Source organism: Bacillus sp. JZ109 (genome assembly GCF_053903135.1).
The window spans coordinates 440,770-455,855 of sequence record NZ_CP096388.1 but is presented as its reverse complement, the minus strand read 5'-3'; the positions used below and the strand labels follow the sequence as shown (position 1 = coordinate 455,855).

Here is a 15,086-nt window from a genome sequence, read left to right as displayed (position 1 = left end):
TGCCTAAGTTCTTTTATGATGCTTGTGAAATTCTCAGAAGGAACGTTTTCTCATGATTTTTCTTTTATGTAGTAGTAACAGGTTGTGCATACGAACAAACCGGCAAGCACTGTAATCATAAGGGGCGTCATCGCTTCATCACCTGCCTGCTGTCTATCGGTTCCTGCCTGAAAATGCCCATGAATTTGCGGCGGTCCATCCAAAGCAGGATAAGACACATAACCATTAATATCGTGCTAAGATCCTGCACGCCAATATCAAAACAATAGTTAATCAAGACGATGTTCACAATAATGGGCATAAAAATAACCGCCCCTAATGCAGCCGTTCGCGGAATCAGTAATAAAACAGCTGCCAGGATTTCACCAAAACCTATAAACAGTTCATAGACATGAGAATAACCGAAAAATGTCCACGCGATCGTAAACCCCTTCCCGGCAGCCGCCTCGATTTCAGGCGTCACCTCGCCAAACTGGCCAATTACCACTTTCGCCAGACCGTACACGAAAAAATTAAAGGCTAAAAACAATCGGAACGTCGCGGGAATCGACTTGCGTACCGCTTTCCTCAGCCTGCCGCCTTTCTTCATCATACATCCCCCTCAGTGTATTATTTGATATAGTACACTTAATACAGTATATAGTATTCTAATTAATGTCAATTCCCTTTTCAGCTCATATGAATAACTTCTTTTATAGATACAAAGTCTTATATCGTAAAAAATGTCGTTCTCCTTTCTTTCCGTCCCTCGATAACATTTCTTAAAAACCATGTTAGGAAATCTTACATGAAAATGTTTTATCATTCTTTTTTCTCTATAATGAAGAAATATAATAATTGCTTTTTATTCTGAAAGATACGGAGGAATGAGACATGCAAATGGGCGATACAGTTTTTATGTTCTTTTGCGCTTTACTCGTGTGGCTGATGACCCCGGGATTAGCGTTATTTTATGGAGGAATGGTAAAGAGCAAAAATGTGCTGAGCACTGCCATGCACAGTTTCTCTTCCATTGCCATCGTTTCCATCGTTTGGGTGCTGTTCGGATATACACTTGCCTTCGCACCAGGCAATTCAATCATCGGCGGGCTGGAGTGGGCCGGCCTCAAAGGGGTCGGATTTGATCCGGGAGATTACAGCGATACCATCCCCCACTCGTTATTTATGATGTTCCAAATGACGTTCGCCGTTCTGACTACAGCGATTATTTCCGGGGCTTTCGCAGAGCGGATGCGATTCGGCGCTTTTCTTTTATTCTCGGTTTTATGGGCCTCTTTGGTTTACACACCCGTAGCGCACTGGGTATGGGGCGGCGGCTGGATCGGCCAGCTTGGAGCGCTCGATTTTGCTGGCGGCAATGTTGTTCATATTTCCTCCGGTGTGGCAGGACTTGTTCTTGCCATTGTGCTCGGCAAACGGAAAGACGGTACAGCGTCTTCTCCGCATAACCTCATTTACACCTTCTTAGGAGGAGCTTTGATTTGGTTCGGCTGGTTCGGCTTTAACGTCGGCAGCGCTTTGACTTTAGATGGTGTAGCCATGTACGCGTTCATCAACACAAACACCGCGGCTGCAGCCGGGATCGCCGGCTGGATCTTAGTAGAATGGATCATTAACAAAAAACCGACAATGCTCGGAGCGGTATCTGGCGCAATCGCCGGGCTTGTCGCCATTACGCCGGCTGCCGGATTTGTCACACCGTTCGCTTCTATTATTATCGGCATCATCGGCGGGGCAGTTTGTTTCTGGGGAGTATTCTCGCTTAAAAAGAAATTCGGATACGACGACGCGCTTGACGCCTTTGGCCTGCACGGGATCGGCGGCACATGGGGCGGAATCGCAACAGGATTATTCGCAACAACCTCTGTTAACTCAGCGGGCGCAGATGGGTTATTTTACGGTGATGCAAGCTTAATCTGGAAACAAATCGTCGCCATCGCCGCCACTTATGTTTTTGTATTTATTGTCACTTTCGTTATTATTAAATTTGTAAGCCTCTTCCTTCCCCTTCGCGCAACTGAAGAAGAAGAGTCACTTGGGCTTGACTTAACGATGCACGGGGAAAAAGCATATCAAGATTCTATGTGAGGAGTGACGCTATGAGCGGTCAAATGTTCAAGGTAGAAATTGTAACGCGTCCGGCAAATTTTGAAAAGCTGAAGCAGGAACTCGGAAAAATCGGAGTGACCTCTCTGACTTTCTCCAATGTACACGGCTGCGGCCTTCAAAAAGCACATACGGAGCTCTATCGAGGGGTAAAAATAGAAAGCAATGTATACGAGCGTTTAAAAATAGAAATCGTGGTCAGCAAGGTTCCTGTTGATCAAGTGACAGAGACCGCTAAAAGGGTGCTGAAAACGGGATCACCGGGTGACGGTAAAATATTTGTCTATGAAATCAGCAATACGATCAACATCCGCACAGGCGAAGAAGGACCTGAAGCACTTTAATATCGGTACGAGATTCGGACACTCCGGATCTCTTTTTTTTGTGCACAGAATCCCCCCAGAAACCGCGATTCCTCTTCGAATTCTCTTCAAGCGCCGTTATTTCAGACAATCTCTATTTTTATTTGAAACTTTTCATGAGTAAGATTAGTCTACTAAATATAAAAATGTAAAAGGTGATTATTTGAACTACGAAATTTTTAAAGCAATCCATGGACTATCTCATCACAATTCAGTTCTCGATTCCATTATGGTCTTCATCACGGAATATGCCATTGTCGCCTATGCCCTTATCCTATTGGCAATCTGGCTGTTTGGGAACACACAAAGCAGAAAACATGTGCTATACGCAGGCATCACAGGAATTGCAGGCCTTGTGATCAACTATTTGATTACGCTTGTTTATTTCGAACCGCGCCCGTTCGTTGCGCATACAGTGCATACACTGATTCCGCATGCTGCGGATGCTTCATTTCCAAGTGACCATACGACAGGTGCATTAGCGATTTCTATTGCGATGCTTTTCAGAAACCGCAAAATCGGCTGGCCGCTTGTCATTTTTGGGCTTTTGACAGGCTTTTCGAGAATTTGGGTGGGACATCACTATCCGGTAGATGTATTGGGCAGCCTCGTTGTCGCCATCATTATCGGGTTCCTTTTCTTTAGATTTTCAGATCTGCTTCGCCCGTTCGTCGATTTGATCGTGAGGATCTATGAAGCCATCATCAATAAACTGACGAAAAAACCAACCGATCAAAATTTCTAAGAAAGACAAAAGCCGGCGTCTGAAATCAAGACAGCCGGCTTTAATATTTCTCATACATCTCTTGTTTTCTTCGCTTCGCCAACACATATAAACCATAAAACAACCCAATTCCAACAGCATCGATGAGCACATCCCGGATACAACCATTCCTGCTGAAGAAGAGCTGAAGAACTTCTGTGAAAAAAGCAAACGCAAATGAGCCGGCTGCAGCTGATCTTATGCTGCCCCGCTGTTTCCACAGCAAATATGTCAGCACAAAGAAGGAAAACGCGTGTCCGATTTTTTGAATAAACGCTTCAGGTACAGTAAGCTCAGTAAAATCCATAACTAAAAATTGAGACAGATCAGGGTGCGGCTGAAAATGAAAAGCCACCGTTTACGATACGACCATGCCGCTGAAGCTTTCCGTACAGACAGAAAGCAGGATAAAAAAGATCCAGCCTGCGAGCAATAGGCGGTTCATGACATAACCTCCTTTATAACGTACGTGCCTACATGTAACAACATAGACGGTAAAACAAAGCAAAAAGTAACAGAAAAAAAACGCCCATCACAAGGATAGACGTTTTCTTCATTAAGACTGTTCAGTGTCTTCTGTTGTGCTGCTTTCTTTAGAACCAGATTTGTCAGTTGAATCATCCTTTTTCTCACCGGATTTTTCTTCTGTTCCTTTTTCAGTTGATCCGTCCTTTTTCTCGGAAGATTGCTGAATGGATTCTTCTGTTTCTTGGGTGGCAGCTTTTTCTTCAGCAGCTGCTGCTTTTTCAATAGAAGAAACTGGTTTGTCCATAAAGTTTAACGGATTCATTGCGACCCCATCTTTACGGATTTCAAAGTGCACGTGGTTTCCGCTGTCTTCACTGTAAAGGTTCTTGCCAGATTTTCCGATCACTTGATTTTGTTTTACTTTGTCACCTTGCTCAACGCTTACTTCGGAAAGAGATTGATACACAGTCGATAAACCGTCGGCATGTTCTACTTCCACAACATATCCCAGCACTGGATCTTTTTCAGCTTTAACAACCGTACCGCTCAGAGAAGCAGAGACATCGAAATCTTTTCCGTCTTTCTCAGCTAAGTCAATTCCTTTGCTTAGGCTGTACGTGTTATTATAGGTAACGAGTGCTGCTTCTTTCTCTTCTTTTGCGGCATCGGTTTCATAGAACTTTTTCACAACAGAAACGTTTTCAGAATCAACAACCGGCATTGCGACATTTTCCATTGACTTTCCTACTTCAACTGCATCGTCGTTGTTGTCATATGCGGAGTTTCCGCCGTTATCAGCCAACTGATCCTTTACCTCATCATTTGATACTGATTGATACCAAAGGACAGCTGTTAAAATGACGGCCGCACTGACTAAGTAAATTGCAGGGAACACCCAGCGTTTACGAAAAAACTGCTGAAGTTTTTTGACTTGAGAAGTTTTCTTTTCTTCCTCTCTCATTGTTTCATCACCTCAGCAACATTCTGAACACTTTTCTGAAAATATATACAACCTATCCAAAAAAACTTTTTTAGATGTAGTTTGCACAGACTGAACGAAAATATGTATTTTTTTGAGAGGAGTGCCAAAAACGTATGAACATGACATTGCGCCTTGCTGAAAATAAAGATCTAGAGGCTGTTGTGGCGATTTATAATTCAACGATTGCTTCTCGAATGGTAACAGCCGATACCGAACCGGTAACTCCTGAAGACCGGATGGAATGGTTTTCGGGACATACAGAGGCACGTCCGCTCTATGTGGCCGAGGATGAAAACGGAAACGTCGCTGCCTGGATCAGCTTTGAAACATTTTATGGAAGGCCAGCCTATAATAAAACAGCGGAGGTCAGCATATACATTGACGAAGCATGCCGCGGCAAAGGTGTTGGATCATATTTGCTTCAAGAAGCGCTCCGCATTGCCCCGAATCTTGGCATCCGCTCACTTATGGCCTTCATTTTCGGGCATAATAAACCAAGCCTGAAGCTGTTTGAAAAGCACGGGTTTGCAGAATGGGGACTATTCCCCGGCATCGCCGAAATGGACGGGAAAAGATACGATTTAAAAATTTTAGGGAGAGAGCTTTCATGATTAGTCTGGATAAAGATGAAAACGAAATTGAAAATCATAATGAAGAAAATAGCCTTGTTGAACAGGAGACTGCACCTGTTGAACAGGAGACCCGCCAGCTGAGCGCCTCCGCTGTCAAGTCGCTATCCGACATTGCCAAGTGGGGCAAAATTTCTGGCATCTTGTTAATCATTATGGGATCGCTGGTCACTCTGACCGCCTTGATGACAGTGATTGGCGCCATCCCGGGCGTACTGCTCATTATTTCAGGCGTATTTTTGATGCGCTCAGCAAAAGCAGCCGCGGAAGCCGACGGAACTCTTACCGGCGCCGCGGGTGAAAGCATGCTTGAGAACTATGGAACGTTTATTAAAATGCAGCTGTTTTACGCAGCATCCAGTATCGCCATGGGACTGATTGGCATCATTTTGGCCATTTTCTTGCTGGTGATTATCGGCATAGCCGCTTATGAAAACACCGATACGTATGAAGATCCGGATTCCTATTATTATGAGGATGATCCGGTGTTTGAATAATGATGAGTCAGGACAGGGCATGAGTTCCATATAAACGGAACCATGCCTATTTTATTTGACTATTCAAAGCAGGCCGGCGTAAACACCAAATCCTGAAGCAAGCATACAATAGACATCTCTAGTAGAGGAAATCAACAAAGCAACGCTGTTACCCTGAAATGAATATCAAAAAAACGGATGAAGTCGGAATCAATCCGAAACCGCACTTTTTATTTCGGGTATCTGCATGCAAAAAAACACACCCGGATCGTCTGGAAAATCTCAACAATCCGGGTGCAGCTCTTCTTTAATACATTTTTTTGCGTCTGTCTTCCTCAGTCAAAAATTCAACAAAACTCCGCATCGCAAAAGGCTCTTCCTTTATTTGTCGTGCGTAGGAGCTTTTCCGCTCTTCTGAAAGGATTTCGCTCTTTTTGATCCTGTTCAGCATATAGATGTGAACCGTTTTTTGGATTTGTTTATGCTGATAGCCTGCCTCTTTAAAAAATGCGAGCCCGAGCGCCGCCAAAAGGGCGAATATGCCTGCGCTGATCAGGGACTCCCTGTCAGCTGAAGCATGAAATAGAAAAGCAGCTAAATTAAAGAGAGAGAATGCAGCAAGCGGAATAGCAAGAAAACGGTAAATGACGGTTTTTTTCATGAAAGGCTGTACGGCCTTTTGAATTTTTTGCATTTCTGTTTTGATGAACCCCGGCATTTGTTCGACTCTGTAAAAGTTCATGTAATCCTCCCCCTTTATTTGATGTTTCAAGCTTCACGAACGTTATCATATGTGTTTATTTTAACGCAGGTGCAAGCTGGTTTTAAAGAAATCTGCCCGTATTTTTCACGAAGAATCTGGATCGCCGCTCTTTATTCTTTTAAAATGTGAGTGTTATAATTTGTAATGGGAATCAGATCACTGTTATTCATGGAATACTAATGGCAATCTTCTTGATAAATATGAATGAGCGGGGTTACAAAGTGAGTATTTCTTCCATCCTTTTATCACTTTTTTTCATTTTAAATATTCTTTTGGCCATCATTGTCATCTTCAAAGAACGGCGCGATGCCAGTGCATCTTGGGCGTGGCTGCTTGTTCTTTTCTTTATTCCCGTTTTAGGCTTTATTTTATACTTATTATTCGGCCATAATCTCAGACGCAAGCATTTGTTTCAATGGGAAGACCGGAAAAAGATTGGAATTGAAAGGCTGCTGAAGCATCAGCTTGAAGATTTAGAAACCAAGCAATTCCAGTTTAACAACCGGGCAACCTTTGATAACAAAGATTTAATTTATATGCTGATTATGAATAACCATGCTGTGTTTACAGAGGATAATTCAGTTGACGTCATTACAGATGGACGGGATAAATTTCAGCGGCTGCTGAGTGACATTTCAAAGGCAAAGGATCATATCCATTTACAGTATTATATTTATAAAGGCGATGAATTAGGCAAAAAATTGCGGGACGCTCTCATCCAAAAGGCGAAAGAAGGTGTTCAGGTCAGAGTGCTTTATGATGAACTCGGGTCCAGAACGCTGAGAAAAAAGTTTTTTAAAGAGCTTCGCGAGGCTGGCGGGCATGTGGAGGTCTTTTTCCCGTCAAAGCTCAGGCCGATTAACCTGCGGCTGAATTACCGGAACCATCGAAAGCTTGTGATCATAGACGGTATGACCGGTTATGTCGGAGGCTTTAACGTCGGAGATGAGTATCTAGGGCTTAATCCAAAATTCGGTTATTGGCGGGATACGCATATCCGGCTGCAAGGAACGGCCGTGCACGCCATCCAAACACGGTTCATCCTTGACTGGAACCAAGCTTCTCATCACCATACGCTGACATATATTCCAAATCACTTTCCTGATTACGGCCCAAAAGGCAACGTCGGGATGCAGATTGTCACAAGCGGCCCTGATTCGGAATGGGAACAAATTAAAAATGGCTACATCAAAATGATTTCAAACGCCAAGCGTTCCATTTTGATACAAACACCTTATTTTATCCCAGATGCAAGCCTGCTGGATGCTTTAAGGATCGCTTGCCTTTCGGGCATTGACGTTAACATTATGATTCCGAACAAGCCCGATCACGCCTTTGTATACTGGGCGACACTTTCGTATATCGGCGATCTGCTGAAAGCCGGAGCCACTGTCTATATTTACGATAACGGCTTTATTCACGCGAAAACCATTGTGGTGGATGACGAAATCGCGTCAGTCGGCACAGCCAACATTGATGTCCGAAGCTTCAGGCTGAATTTTGAGGTTAATGCATTTATATACGATATCACCATTGCTAAAAAATTGGTTTCAACTTTTAAAGAAGATTTGCTAGTATCCAGAAAATTCACCTATGAGGAGTATCTGCAGCGCCCGTTGTGGATTCGAATAAAAGAATCCGTCTCGCGGCTGTTGTCGCCGATCTTATAAGATGCGCCAAAAACCCCCGGCCTTTACGGCCGGGGGTTTTCCTGATGGTCACAGTAAATGATGATTGCCTCCCGCAAAAAAGCGGCAAGACCTTCTCCATATTGATTGATTGAATCGGTAAATCGCTCGTCAGTGATATACACTTCCCCGAGTCCTCTGAAAATGTCGAGGGTGCAATCGTAATGATATTGGCAAATATGATCGCGAAATGCCCCCACTGCGGCCTGAACCTCTGCATCATCGGGCCCATGCTTCATTCGCGCCGCAATTCGTCTGTAAATCGAATCAAATTCAGCCATGATCGTGCGCCAATCATCTGCCGAGTATGCAGATGTCCTTTTCTCTGTTTCTTCTGCGATTTCCTTTCCATACAGCTTTCTGACTTCATCAGCGTATGTCTGCTGGTGCTCTTCAATGTCTTTCATGCTTAATCCGGCAAATAAATCCCTCTTATTCATCGTTTCCCCTCCATCAACGGACAAAAGCGTCCTGTCAATTGTTTGAATCATCTCATCCATTCTTTGTTTTTTCTTCATCAATATCTCCTTTTGCGACTGAAGTGCCGCTTTCCGGTCAAAATTCGGATGATCCAGCATCTCCTTAATCTCATCCAGACGAAACCCGATTTCCTTGAAAAATAAAATCTGCTGCAGTCTTTCCAGGTCTGCGTCACTGTACAAACGATACCCAGCATCAGTAAGCGCTGAAGGATTCAGAAGCTCAATATTGTCATAGTGATGAAGCGTCCGAATGCTAACACCTGATATCTCCGCCACTTGTTTAACTTGATATTTCATACATAACACCTCCTCTTTTTTATCGTAAACAATCACGCAACGTTAGGGTCAATCCCCAAAATGTTATTTACTATATACAAAACTTCTCACAAATAGTGTATAAAAGAAAAGTGAGTATTTTTTTGTAAAGGGGAGCCAGTATACATGAATCCTGAAACAATGAACAAAACCCTCATCAGTATTTCGAAATGGGGAAAAGCTACAGGCATTTTATTTATTATTATGGGCGCAATTACCGCGCTTTCAGGCGCGTTCTTTTTTCTAATCGGTGCCGTGCCAGGCGTACTGCAAATTATTTCCGGTATCTTTTTGATGAGGTCAGCTAGGGAAGCAGGCCAAATGGCTGAATACAATAGCGGACAGTCTGAAGACTTAATGCTGGAGAATTACGCGAAATTCGTAAAGATGCAAGGGATTTATTTGATCGTAAGCATTGCTGTATCCATTCTTGCGATTATCGCCTTCTTCATCTTTTTAATGCTTGGGATTGCTGACGGCCTTTTCAGCGATACGTACAGCACTTATTAATGAGAAAAACCCGGAGCTGGCTCCGGGTTTTTTATTATTCCGCTTCGCTTACCACTGTGAAGCGTTCATTTTTGTGTTCGGGATGTTCAAGCTCGTCCAACACGGCAATGGCATAATCTGCATAGCTGATATAGCTGTCGCCTTTTGCATTTACGATGACATTGTCTTTTCCTTTTTGGTAAGAGCCAGTCCGTTTTCCTGCTGGATCAAAAAATGCCGCAGGACTGAGGAACGTCCAGGAAATGGAGTCTGTCTGCTGCAAATCTTTCAGGTTCTCGCCTTGATTTGATGCGGTTGGCAAATATTCTTTCGGAAATTCCGGCGTATCCATTAAACGGGTTGTTTTGGCTTCATCAACAAACAGGCTTCCCGCTCCGCCAACAACAAGCAATCTTGTGTGCTTCGCGTCCTTTAAAATGCTGATGAGTTCTCTTCCTGCTTCAACATGAAGATGTTCTTGGCCGGGTGCTGCTCCAAAAGCGTTTACGACCGCGTCGAAAGGCTTGATGTCTTCCGCAGTCAGTTCAAACACATCTTTTTCCAAAATCGCTACGTCTTGCTCCTGCACTTTTGAAGCGTTTCTGACGATGGCTGTCACTTCATGGCCTCTTTTTTTCGCTTCTTTCAAAATCTCGTTTCCCGCTTTCCCGCTTGCGCCTATAATACCAATTTTCATTTTTCATTTCCTCCTTATTTGTAACAATTTTAGTTACATGTTAGCGGTGAGAAGTCATCCCTTTTGATTAAAAGAGATGATTCATAACATCTTTTAATGACTTGCTCGCCAGTTCATTTTCCATCGCTCTTTGCACACTTTCAAACGTTTCATCCAGAGCGTTCTGAATTTTTTTCCCTACCGGACATTTCGGATTCGGGTTTTCATGAACCGCAAAGAGTTCTTCTTGCTTTTGGACAGCCCGGTACACTTCTAAAAGAGAAATATCAGCAGGATCTTTTTTGAGGCTTGCACCCGGCACCCCGGCGCGTGATGTGAGAATATCAGCTTTTTTCAGCAGGCTGATCATTCTTCGCACAACTACCGGATTCGTGTTGACACTGTCTGCAATGATTTCTGAAGATGTTTTTTCATCCATCGAGATGAGGGATAAAATATGAATGGCAACAGCAAGACGGCTGTTAATCATGTTTTTTCACCACCGTTGTAACTATAATAGTTACATTTGATTCGTTTGTCAACATCTAATATACACTAAATACACGGGTTTTGTGCACCGTTTTTAGTCAATAGAACGGCCGGATGCACTCCGGCCGCGTCTTATCAGAATAAGAAATATCTTTGTCCAAGTGGGACATAATCGACAGGCTGGCAAGACAATTCCTCCCCGTCAGCAAAGACCTGATAGGTTTTTGGATCAATCTCAATCTTCGGCAAAGCCGAATTCAGCTTCATATCCAGCTTGCTCAGCTTTCTGATATTTTTGACTGGAGAAATCCTTTTTTCCAGCCCTAAGCTTTCCGCCACACCACGCTCTATGCTTGCCTGAGACATAAATGTAATCGAGGTTGAGCGGTTGGCTTTTCCGTAAGACGCATACATTTGGCGCATGAAAACCGGTTCAGGAGTCGGGATGGACGCGTTCGGATCTCCCATTTGCGCACGTGCAATCATGCCGCCCTTTAAGACCAGTTCCGGTTTTACGCCGAAAAATACTGGGTCCCACAGAACGAGATCAGCAAGCTTCCCTTTTTCCACCGAGCCGACTTCATGGCTGAGCCCGTGCGTAATTGCCGGATTAATCGTGTATTTGGCAATGTACCGTTTTGCGCGCACATTGTCATTCCCGTTTTCGCCGGCAAGAGCGCCGCGCTGTTTTTTCATTTTATCGGCTACCTGCCATGTTCGGATGATCACTTCACCGACCCGCCCCATCGCTTGGGAATCCGATGATGTCATGCTGATCGCACCGATATCATGGAGAATATCCTCCGCGGCAATCGTCGCAGCCCTGATTCTGGAATGGCTGAACGCCACATCTTCAGGCACTTTCGCATCTAAATGGTGGCAGACCATCATCATGTCAAGATGCTCATCCATCGTATTAACGGTATAAGGAATGGTTGGCGTTGTAGATGACGGCAGAATGTTCGCGTAAGAGGCGAGCTTCATAATATCCGGGGCATGGCCGCCGCCTGCACCTTCAATGTGATAAGTATGAATGACCCGGTCCCCGATTGCGTCGAGCGTGTTTTCCAAAAAGCCCGCTTCGTTAATCGTATCGGTATGGATGGCAACTTGAATATCAGCCTCGTCCACGACTTCCATACACGTTTTAATGGCGCTTGGCGTCGTGCCCCAGTCTTCATGAAGCTTAAGGCCGATGGCGCCTGCTTCCACCTGCTCGATCAGCGGCGCTTTATCGGATGCATTCCCTTTCCCTAAGAAGCCGACATTGATCGGAAACTCCTCGGCCGCTTCCAGCATCCTTGCCATATACCACGCGCCGGATGTACATGTTGTCGCTTTGCTTCCTGTAGCGGGTCCTGTTCCGCCTCCCAAAAGGGTCGTCACACCTGAAGAAAGCGCAACTTCCATCTGCTGAGGACAAATAAAATGAATGTGCGTGTCCACTCCCCCGGCTGTTAAAATTTTGCCTTCACCGGAAATCACCTCTGTCCCCGCTCCGATGACCATGTGCGGATCGACTCCATCCATGATATCAGGATTTCCGCTTTTTCCGACACCGACAATCCGGCCGTCTTTCACACCGACATCCGCTTTGACAATGCCTGTGTAATCCAATAGCACGACGTTGGTGATAACCAAATCCAAAGCGCCGTCCTTCCCTGTGATTCTGCCGTTTTGGCCCATGCCGTCGCGGATTGTTTTTCCGCCGCCAAAGATCATTTCTTCACCATATACTGTGAAATCCCTTTCGACTTCGATCCATAAATCCGTGTCGCCCAATCTGATTTTATCGCCCGTTGTCGGGCCAAACAGTTCCGCATATTCCTCCCGTGACATTTTCATCGGATTACACCCTCCATCCAGCCGGCTTGTTTTAAGTTGGCCAACGTTTTTTCTTTGCCGCGTTCATCGATAAACGTGTCGGCCATTCCGTTCAGCCCTCTAATTGTCTTGCGTCCTCTGATTTCCACTAGTGAGACCGTTTTCTGCTCTCCAGGCTCAAAACGGACCGACGTGCCTGATGGAACATCAAGACGCATGCCGATCGCCAGCTCACGGTCAAATAATAAAGCCCCGTTGGCCTCCGCAAAATGAAAATGCGAACCGACTTGAATGGAGCGTGATCCGGTGTTTTTTACCGTTACCTCCCGTATCTCACGGCCTTCATTAATCGTAATGGTTCCCTCAGCAATTTGAAATGCTCCCGGCTTCATGACTTCACCTCCGCAGAAATTGGCTGATGTACCGTAACAAGCTTTACTCCATCCGGAAATGTGGCCTCCACCTGAATGCTGTCAAGCATCTCAGGCACCCCCTCCATCACATCTTTTTCCGTTAATACATGGCGGCCGGCTTCCATCAGCTCTGCTACTCCCTTCCCATCACGTGCGCCTTCCATAATAAAGCAGGTGATATAAGCAGCAGCCTCAGGATAGTTCAGCAGAACGCCCCGCGCCTTTCGCTGTTTGGCTAATTCCCCCGCTGCAAAAATGAGCAATTTTTCTTGTTCAACCGGTGTCAGTTTCATCTGTAATCCTCCTTCTTTTGTCATATAAAGCGGATGCGGTTACTATGAATTTGTGAAGCATGCAGGCGGGACATCACCTCCCTTTCTTCGAGAATGGGGGTCATACGGTAGGGTGCCTTTCAAAGCGGCATGCCGTTTCTTCATCAGCCTTGCCATGGTCAACAACCGTTCCCCTGTCGATCACGGAAAGATAGTCAGCACAGATTAACGCGTTTTCCAGACTGCGCTCGACTAAGATAACAAATGTCTTTTTTTCTGGAAATTTCTATAATAACTTGTCTGACTAGTTCGACAATTAAAATCTGAATTCCTTCCAATTGTTCATTAAGTAAAATATTTTTCAGATTTACCATCAGCGCTCTGGCAATTGCAAGCTGCTGCTGTTGGCCGCCTTTTCGTTTTGAACAAATGTTTGATTAAAACAAATAGCCCCCCTGTTTAGCCGAAAGCGGCCTAATACAGCAACAATCTGCCCCGGGTGAACCTCTATGCTAAGGCTGTGCTAAACCATCGATTGATCATAACCAGACGTTACATTCCTGATGGCAGCCCGTTGTTTTGCTCCGCAACCGGAAGCATGCATGGAGGCCAGTCTGAGGCGCCGTCCTCCACGATACCGAGAACCCGACTATTGCCATTAACTCCGCATCATGGACGGTCACTTCGCTAATCGCCACCGTTCCTCTTAACGAGTGAAGAATTCCGGCCTTCACTGAATCCCGCTTGTGTCGATATCAACTGTTTTTTCGCACTCCCGCTGGCTTCCGACACTTTCTTCGGTGCAGTACATTCCGTCATCCAAACTCCTTTGTTTGATTTCTCAAATGATGTAATAAAAGTTTACAACTTATGTCATTATTATATAGAAGAGGCCTATTAATTCAAAGAATATTTAAAAAATTTAGTTACCTTGACCAAATCAGCTTCTTTTTTTGTTATATTTATTCACATCAGAAAAAGCGAACAAAAAAAGACAAGAAACATTTCGTTTCCTGCCTCTTCCGTACGATTAATCTTTATCTGAAAATTTATCCTTGGCTTTCCCGATATCCTTTTGGATTTCGCCTTTCGCCTTATCTTTTTTGCCTTCAGCCTGCATGTCCGTTCTGTCAGCCATATCTCCGACTTTATCCTTCACTTCTCCTTTGGCTTTATTGAAGCCGCCCTTCATTTTGTCTTTTACACTATCGTTACCCATGTTAATTCTCCCCTCTCAATTATGTGTGTACTTGTTACCTTCCCGATCTGAGAGGCAATAAACATTCTAATGTTATTTATCGATTTCGTAGCGCTCTCCGTAACGGAGCACCTTGTATATCGCCAGCCCGTCTGATGACTTTTTCTCCGAATATCGGACCGGCAGCAGGGCAAAAAACACATAATACGTAGAAAAATAGACAAACTGATAGAAAAACACATTCGGCTTTAATACACTGTGTATAATCAGCAGATTGATTGCAAAAATCGTGATGAGGTTAAACAAGCAGCCCCCTGCATACACGAGTGCATTTGAGAATCGATTGTCAATTTTCAACTCCCCGTACCGGCAAAAAGAATCGATAAAATAAATCGTTCTGAACCGTATGGGTCCAATTTTAAGCAGCGTTTTTCCCATGCCTATATCCAACGATCCTTTTCCGCCAAAAATAAAAGCCATAAAGCTGTGCCCTGAAACATGTATAATCTGTACAAGCGGCAGAACAATGAGGAAAGACCACAGAAACTTCACCATATCATTAAAACCAAACATTGAATTCCCCCTCACGTGCAGATGCATCCCAAAACGGCTTTTGTTCAAAAAACAGTGCTGTAGCGATTTTTCCTGTTCTCCCCGGAAATAAACGTTCCGATGCTCCCCTTTTTTTGCA

At 44.5% G+C, this 15,086-nt stretch carries 20 protein-coding genes and 2 pseudogenes; 8 read left to right on the top strand and 14 right to left on the bottom strand.

Annotated features, from left to right (window positions below):
• Nucleotides 1-127: 127 nt before the first annotated feature.
• On the bottom strand, nt 128-592 hold the full coding sequence (locus M1D94_RS02420) for a hypothetical protein (protein WP_072173785.1): 465 nt from the start codon (nt 590-592) through the stop codon (nt 128-130).
• A gap of 281 nt (nt 593-873) precedes the next feature.
• Between M1D94_RS02420 and amtB the strand changes: the two genes are divergently transcribed.
• The 3 genes from amtB to bcrC all read left to right on the top strand — a co-directional run bounded on the left by amtB (nt 874) and on the right by bcrC (nt 3,213).
• Complete coding sequence (amtB, locus tag M1D94_RS02415; RefSeq protein ID WP_015251031.1) at nt 874-2,088, top strand: ammonium transporter AmtB; 1,215 nt, start codon at nt 874-876, stop codon at nt 2,086-2,088.
• An 11-nt stretch (nt 2,089-2,099) separates the two neighbouring features.
• Entirely contained in the window at nt 2,100-2,450 is a 351-nt protein-coding gene (locus M1D94_RS02410) for a P-II family nitrogen regulator (protein WP_003221829.1), read from the top strand.
• A gap of 181 nt (nt 2,451-2,631) precedes the next feature.
• Complete coding sequence (gene bcrC / locus M1D94_RS02405) at nt 2,632-3,213, top strand: undecaprenyl-diphosphate phosphatase BcrC (protein ID WP_015714854.1); 582 nt, start codon at nt 2,632-2,634, stop codon at nt 3,211-3,213.
• Between the two features lie 40 nt (nt 3,214-3,253).
• Here the strand turns inward: bcrC and M1D94_RS02400 are convergent.
• Nucleotides 3,254-3,676 (bottom strand): annotated as a pseudogene (locus M1D94_RS02400) (VanZ family protein).
• 111 nt (nt 3,677-3,787) lie between these two features.
• Nucleotides 3,788-4,660: a stage II sporulation protein spoIIQ gene (gene spoIIQ / locus M1D94_RS02395; protein WP_014481160.1), complete on the bottom strand. Its 873-nt coding sequence runs from the start codon at nt 4,658-4,660 to the stop codon at nt 3,788-3,790.
• Nucleotides 4,661-4,800: 140 nt separating this feature from the next.
• Here spoIIQ and M1D94_RS02390 point away from each other — a divergent pair, with 140 nt between their 5' ends.
• The 3 genes from M1D94_RS02390 (at nt 4,801) to M1D94_RS02380 (ending at nt 6,097) form a co-directional block, all read left to right on the top strand.
• On the top strand, nt 4,801-5,292 hold the full coding sequence (locus M1D94_RS02390; RefSeq protein WP_072173812.1) for a GNAT family N-acetyltransferase: 492 nt from the start codon (nt 4,801-4,803) through the stop codon (nt 5,290-5,292).
• On the top strand, nt 5,289-5,807 hold the full coding sequence (locus M1D94_RS02385; RefSeq protein WP_041850429.1) for a DUF5362 family protein: 519 nt from the start codon (nt 5,289-5,291) through the stop codon (nt 5,805-5,807). Before M1D94_RS02390 ends, M1D94_RS02385 begins: the two co-directional genes overlap by 4 nt.
• A 158-nt stretch (nt 5,808-5,965) precedes the next feature.
• Complete coding sequence (locus tag M1D94_RS02380; protein ID WP_017696029.1) at nt 5,966-6,097, top strand: hypothetical protein; 132 nt, start codon at nt 5,966-5,968, stop codon at nt 6,095-6,097.
• Here M1D94_RS02380 and M1D94_RS02375 read toward each other — a convergent pair.
• Nucleotides 6,094-6,528, bottom strand: coding sequence for a DUF5392 family protein (locus M1D94_RS02375; protein ID WP_003244359.1), 435 nt, complete (start codon nt 6,526-6,528; stop codon nt 6,094-6,096). The genes M1D94_RS02380 and M1D94_RS02375 overlap by 4 nt on opposite strands.
• Nucleotides 6,529-6,770: 242 nt before the next feature.
• Between M1D94_RS02375 and cls the strand changes: the two genes are divergently transcribed.
• Nucleotides 6,771-8,219, top strand: a complete 1,449-nt coding sequence (gene cls, locus M1D94_RS02370) for a cardiolipin synthase (protein ID WP_003243311.1) — start codon at nt 6,771-6,773, stop codon at nt 8,217-8,219.
• Nucleotides 8,220-8,242: 23 nt separating this feature from the next.
• On the opposite strand, the gene mta is transcribed toward cls, so the two are convergent.
• Entirely contained in the window at nt 8,243-9,016 is a 774-nt protein-coding gene (gene mta, locus M1D94_RS02365) for a transcriptional activator Mta (protein WP_015483809.1), read from the bottom strand.
• A gap of 144 nt (nt 9,017-9,160) precedes the next feature.
• Here mta and M1D94_RS02360 point away from each other — a divergent pair, with 144 nt between their 5' ends.
• A complete protein-coding gene (locus tag M1D94_RS02360; RefSeq protein WP_072173784.1) occupies nt 9,161-9,544 on the top strand; it encodes a DUF5362 family protein in 384 nt (127 codons plus the stop codon).
• A gap of 34 nt (nt 9,545-9,578) precedes the next feature.
• Here the strand turns inward: M1D94_RS02360 and M1D94_RS02355 are convergent, their stop codons facing one another.
• From M1D94_RS02355 to M1D94_RS02315, 9 genes and pseudogenes are all read right to left on the bottom strand, one after another.
• Nucleotides 9,579-10,220, bottom strand: a complete 642-nt coding sequence (locus M1D94_RS02355) for an NAD(P)-dependent oxidoreductase (RefSeq protein WP_072173783.1) — start codon at nt 10,218-10,220, stop codon at nt 9,579-9,581.
• A 67-nt stretch (nt 10,221-10,287) separates the two neighbouring features.
• Nucleotides 10,288-10,689 (bottom strand): Rrf2 family transcriptional regulator, encoded by a 402-nt coding sequence (locus tag M1D94_RS02350; RefSeq protein WP_003227734.1) that lies wholly within the window; start codon nt 10,687-10,689, stop codon nt 10,288-10,290.
• A 134-nt stretch (nt 10,690-10,823) separates the two neighbouring features.
• Nucleotides 10,824-12,533, bottom strand: a complete 1,710-nt coding sequence (gene ureC, locus M1D94_RS02345; protein ID WP_049140963.1) for an urease subunit alpha — start codon at nt 12,531-12,533, stop codon at nt 10,824-10,826.
• Nucleotides 12,530-12,904 (bottom strand): urease subunit beta, encoded by a 375-nt coding sequence (ureB, locus tag M1D94_RS02340; protein ID WP_003227726.1) that lies wholly within the window; start codon nt 12,902-12,904, stop codon nt 12,530-12,532. Before ureB ends, ureC begins: the two co-directional genes overlap by 4 nt.
• Nucleotides 12,901-13,218, bottom strand: coding sequence for an urease subunit gamma (ureA, locus tag M1D94_RS02335; protein WP_003227724.1), 318 nt, complete (start codon nt 13,216-13,218; stop codon nt 12,901-12,903). The genes ureB and ureA overlap by 4 nt, the downstream gene beginning before the upstream one ends.
• Nucleotides 13,219-13,412: 194 nt before the next feature.
• Nucleotides 13,413-13,571 (bottom strand): hypothetical protein, encoded by a 159-nt coding sequence (locus tag M1D94_RS02330; RefSeq protein ID WP_142388230.1) that lies wholly within the window; start codon nt 13,569-13,571, stop codon nt 13,413-13,415.
• 232 nt (nt 13,572-13,803) lie between these two features.
• Nucleotides 13,804-14,016: pseudogene (locus tag M1D94_RS02325) on the bottom strand (urea ABC transporter substrate-binding protein); the annotation flags it as partial.
• 211 nt (nt 14,017-14,227) lie between these two features.
• Entirely contained in the window at nt 14,228-14,416 is a 189-nt protein-coding gene (csbD, locus tag M1D94_RS02320) for a stress response protein CsbD (RefSeq protein WP_003227718.1), read from the bottom strand.
• A gap of 72 nt (nt 14,417-14,488) precedes the next feature.
• Nucleotides 14,489-14,968: a hypothetical protein gene (locus M1D94_RS02315; protein WP_003244390.1), complete on the bottom strand. Its 480-nt coding sequence runs from the start codon at nt 14,966-14,968 to the stop codon at nt 14,489-14,491.
• Nucleotides 14,969-15,086 lie beyond the last annotated feature (118 nt).

Excerpts from the sequence above, each read along its gene's own strand:
- M1D94_RS02420 (WP_072173785.1), bottom strand. The coding sequence starts at position 592 with ATGATGAAGAAAGGCGGCAGGCTGAGGAAAGCGGTACGCAAGTCGATT.
- M1D94_RS02355 (WP_072173783.1), bottom strand. The coding sequence starts at position 10,220 with ATGAAAATTGGTATTATAGGCGCAAGCGGGAAAGCGGGAAACGAGATT.
- M1D94_RS02315 (WP_003244390.1), bottom strand. The coding sequence starts at position 14,968 with ATGTTTGGTTTTAATGATATGGTGAAGTTTCTGTGGTCTTTCCTCATT.
- ureB (WP_003227726.1), bottom strand. The coding sequence starts at position 12,904 with ATGAAGCCGGGAGCATTTCAAATTGCTGAGGGAACCATTACGATTAAT.
- M1D94_RS02410 (WP_003221829.1), top strand. The coding sequence starts at position 2,100 with ATGAGCGGTCAAATGTTCAAGGTAGAAATTGTAACGCGTCCGGCAAAT.
- M1D94_RS02390 (WP_072173812.1), top strand. The coding sequence starts at position 4,801 with ATGACATTGCGCCTTGCTGAAAATAAAGATCTAGAGGCTGTTGTGGCG.
- M1D94_RS02350 (WP_003227734.1), bottom strand. The coding sequence starts at position 10,689 with ATGATTAACAGCCGTCTTGCTGTTGCCATTCATATTTTATCCCTCATC.
- M1D94_RS02380 (WP_017696029.1), top strand. The coding sequence starts at position 5,966 with ATGAATATCAAAAAAACGGATGAAGTCGGAATCAATCCGAAACCGCAC.
- M1D94_RS02360 (WP_072173784.1), top strand. The coding sequence starts at position 9,161 with ATGAATCCTGAAACAATGAACAAAACCCTCATCAGTATTTCGAAATGG.
- M1D94_RS02375 (WP_003244359.1), bottom strand. The coding sequence starts at position 6,528 with ATGAACTTTTACAGAGTCGAACAAATGCCGGGGTTCATCAAAACAGAA.
- ureA (WP_003227724.1), bottom strand. The coding sequence starts at position 13,218 with ATGAAACTGACACCGGTTGAACAAGAAAAATTGCTCATTTTTGCAGCG.
- amtB (WP_015251031.1), top strand. The coding sequence starts at position 874 with ATGCAAATGGGCGATACAGTTTTTATGTTCTTTTGCGCTTTACTCGTG.
- M1D94_RS02330 (WP_142388230.1), bottom strand. The coding sequence starts at position 13,571 with ATGGTAAATCTGAAAAATATTTTACTTAATGAACAATTGGAAGGAATT.
- M1D94_RS02385 (WP_041850429.1), top strand. The coding sequence starts at position 5,289 with ATGATTAGTCTGGATAAAGATGAAAACGAAATTGAAAATCATAATGAA.
- csbD (WP_003227718.1), bottom strand. The coding sequence starts at position 14,416 with ATGGGTAACGATAGTGTAAAAGACAAAATGAAGGGCGGCTTCAATAAA.
- mta (WP_015483809.1), bottom strand. The coding sequence starts at position 9,016 with ATGAAATATCAAGTTAAACAAGTGGCGGAGATATCAGGTGTTAGCATT.
- ureC (WP_049140963.1), bottom strand. The coding sequence starts at position 12,533 with ATGAAAATGTCACGGGAGGAATATGCGGAACTGTTTGGCCCGACAACG.
- spoIIQ (WP_014481160.1), bottom strand. The coding sequence starts at position 4,660 with ATGAGAGAGGAAGAAAAGAAAACTTCTCAAGTCAAAAAACTTCAGCAG.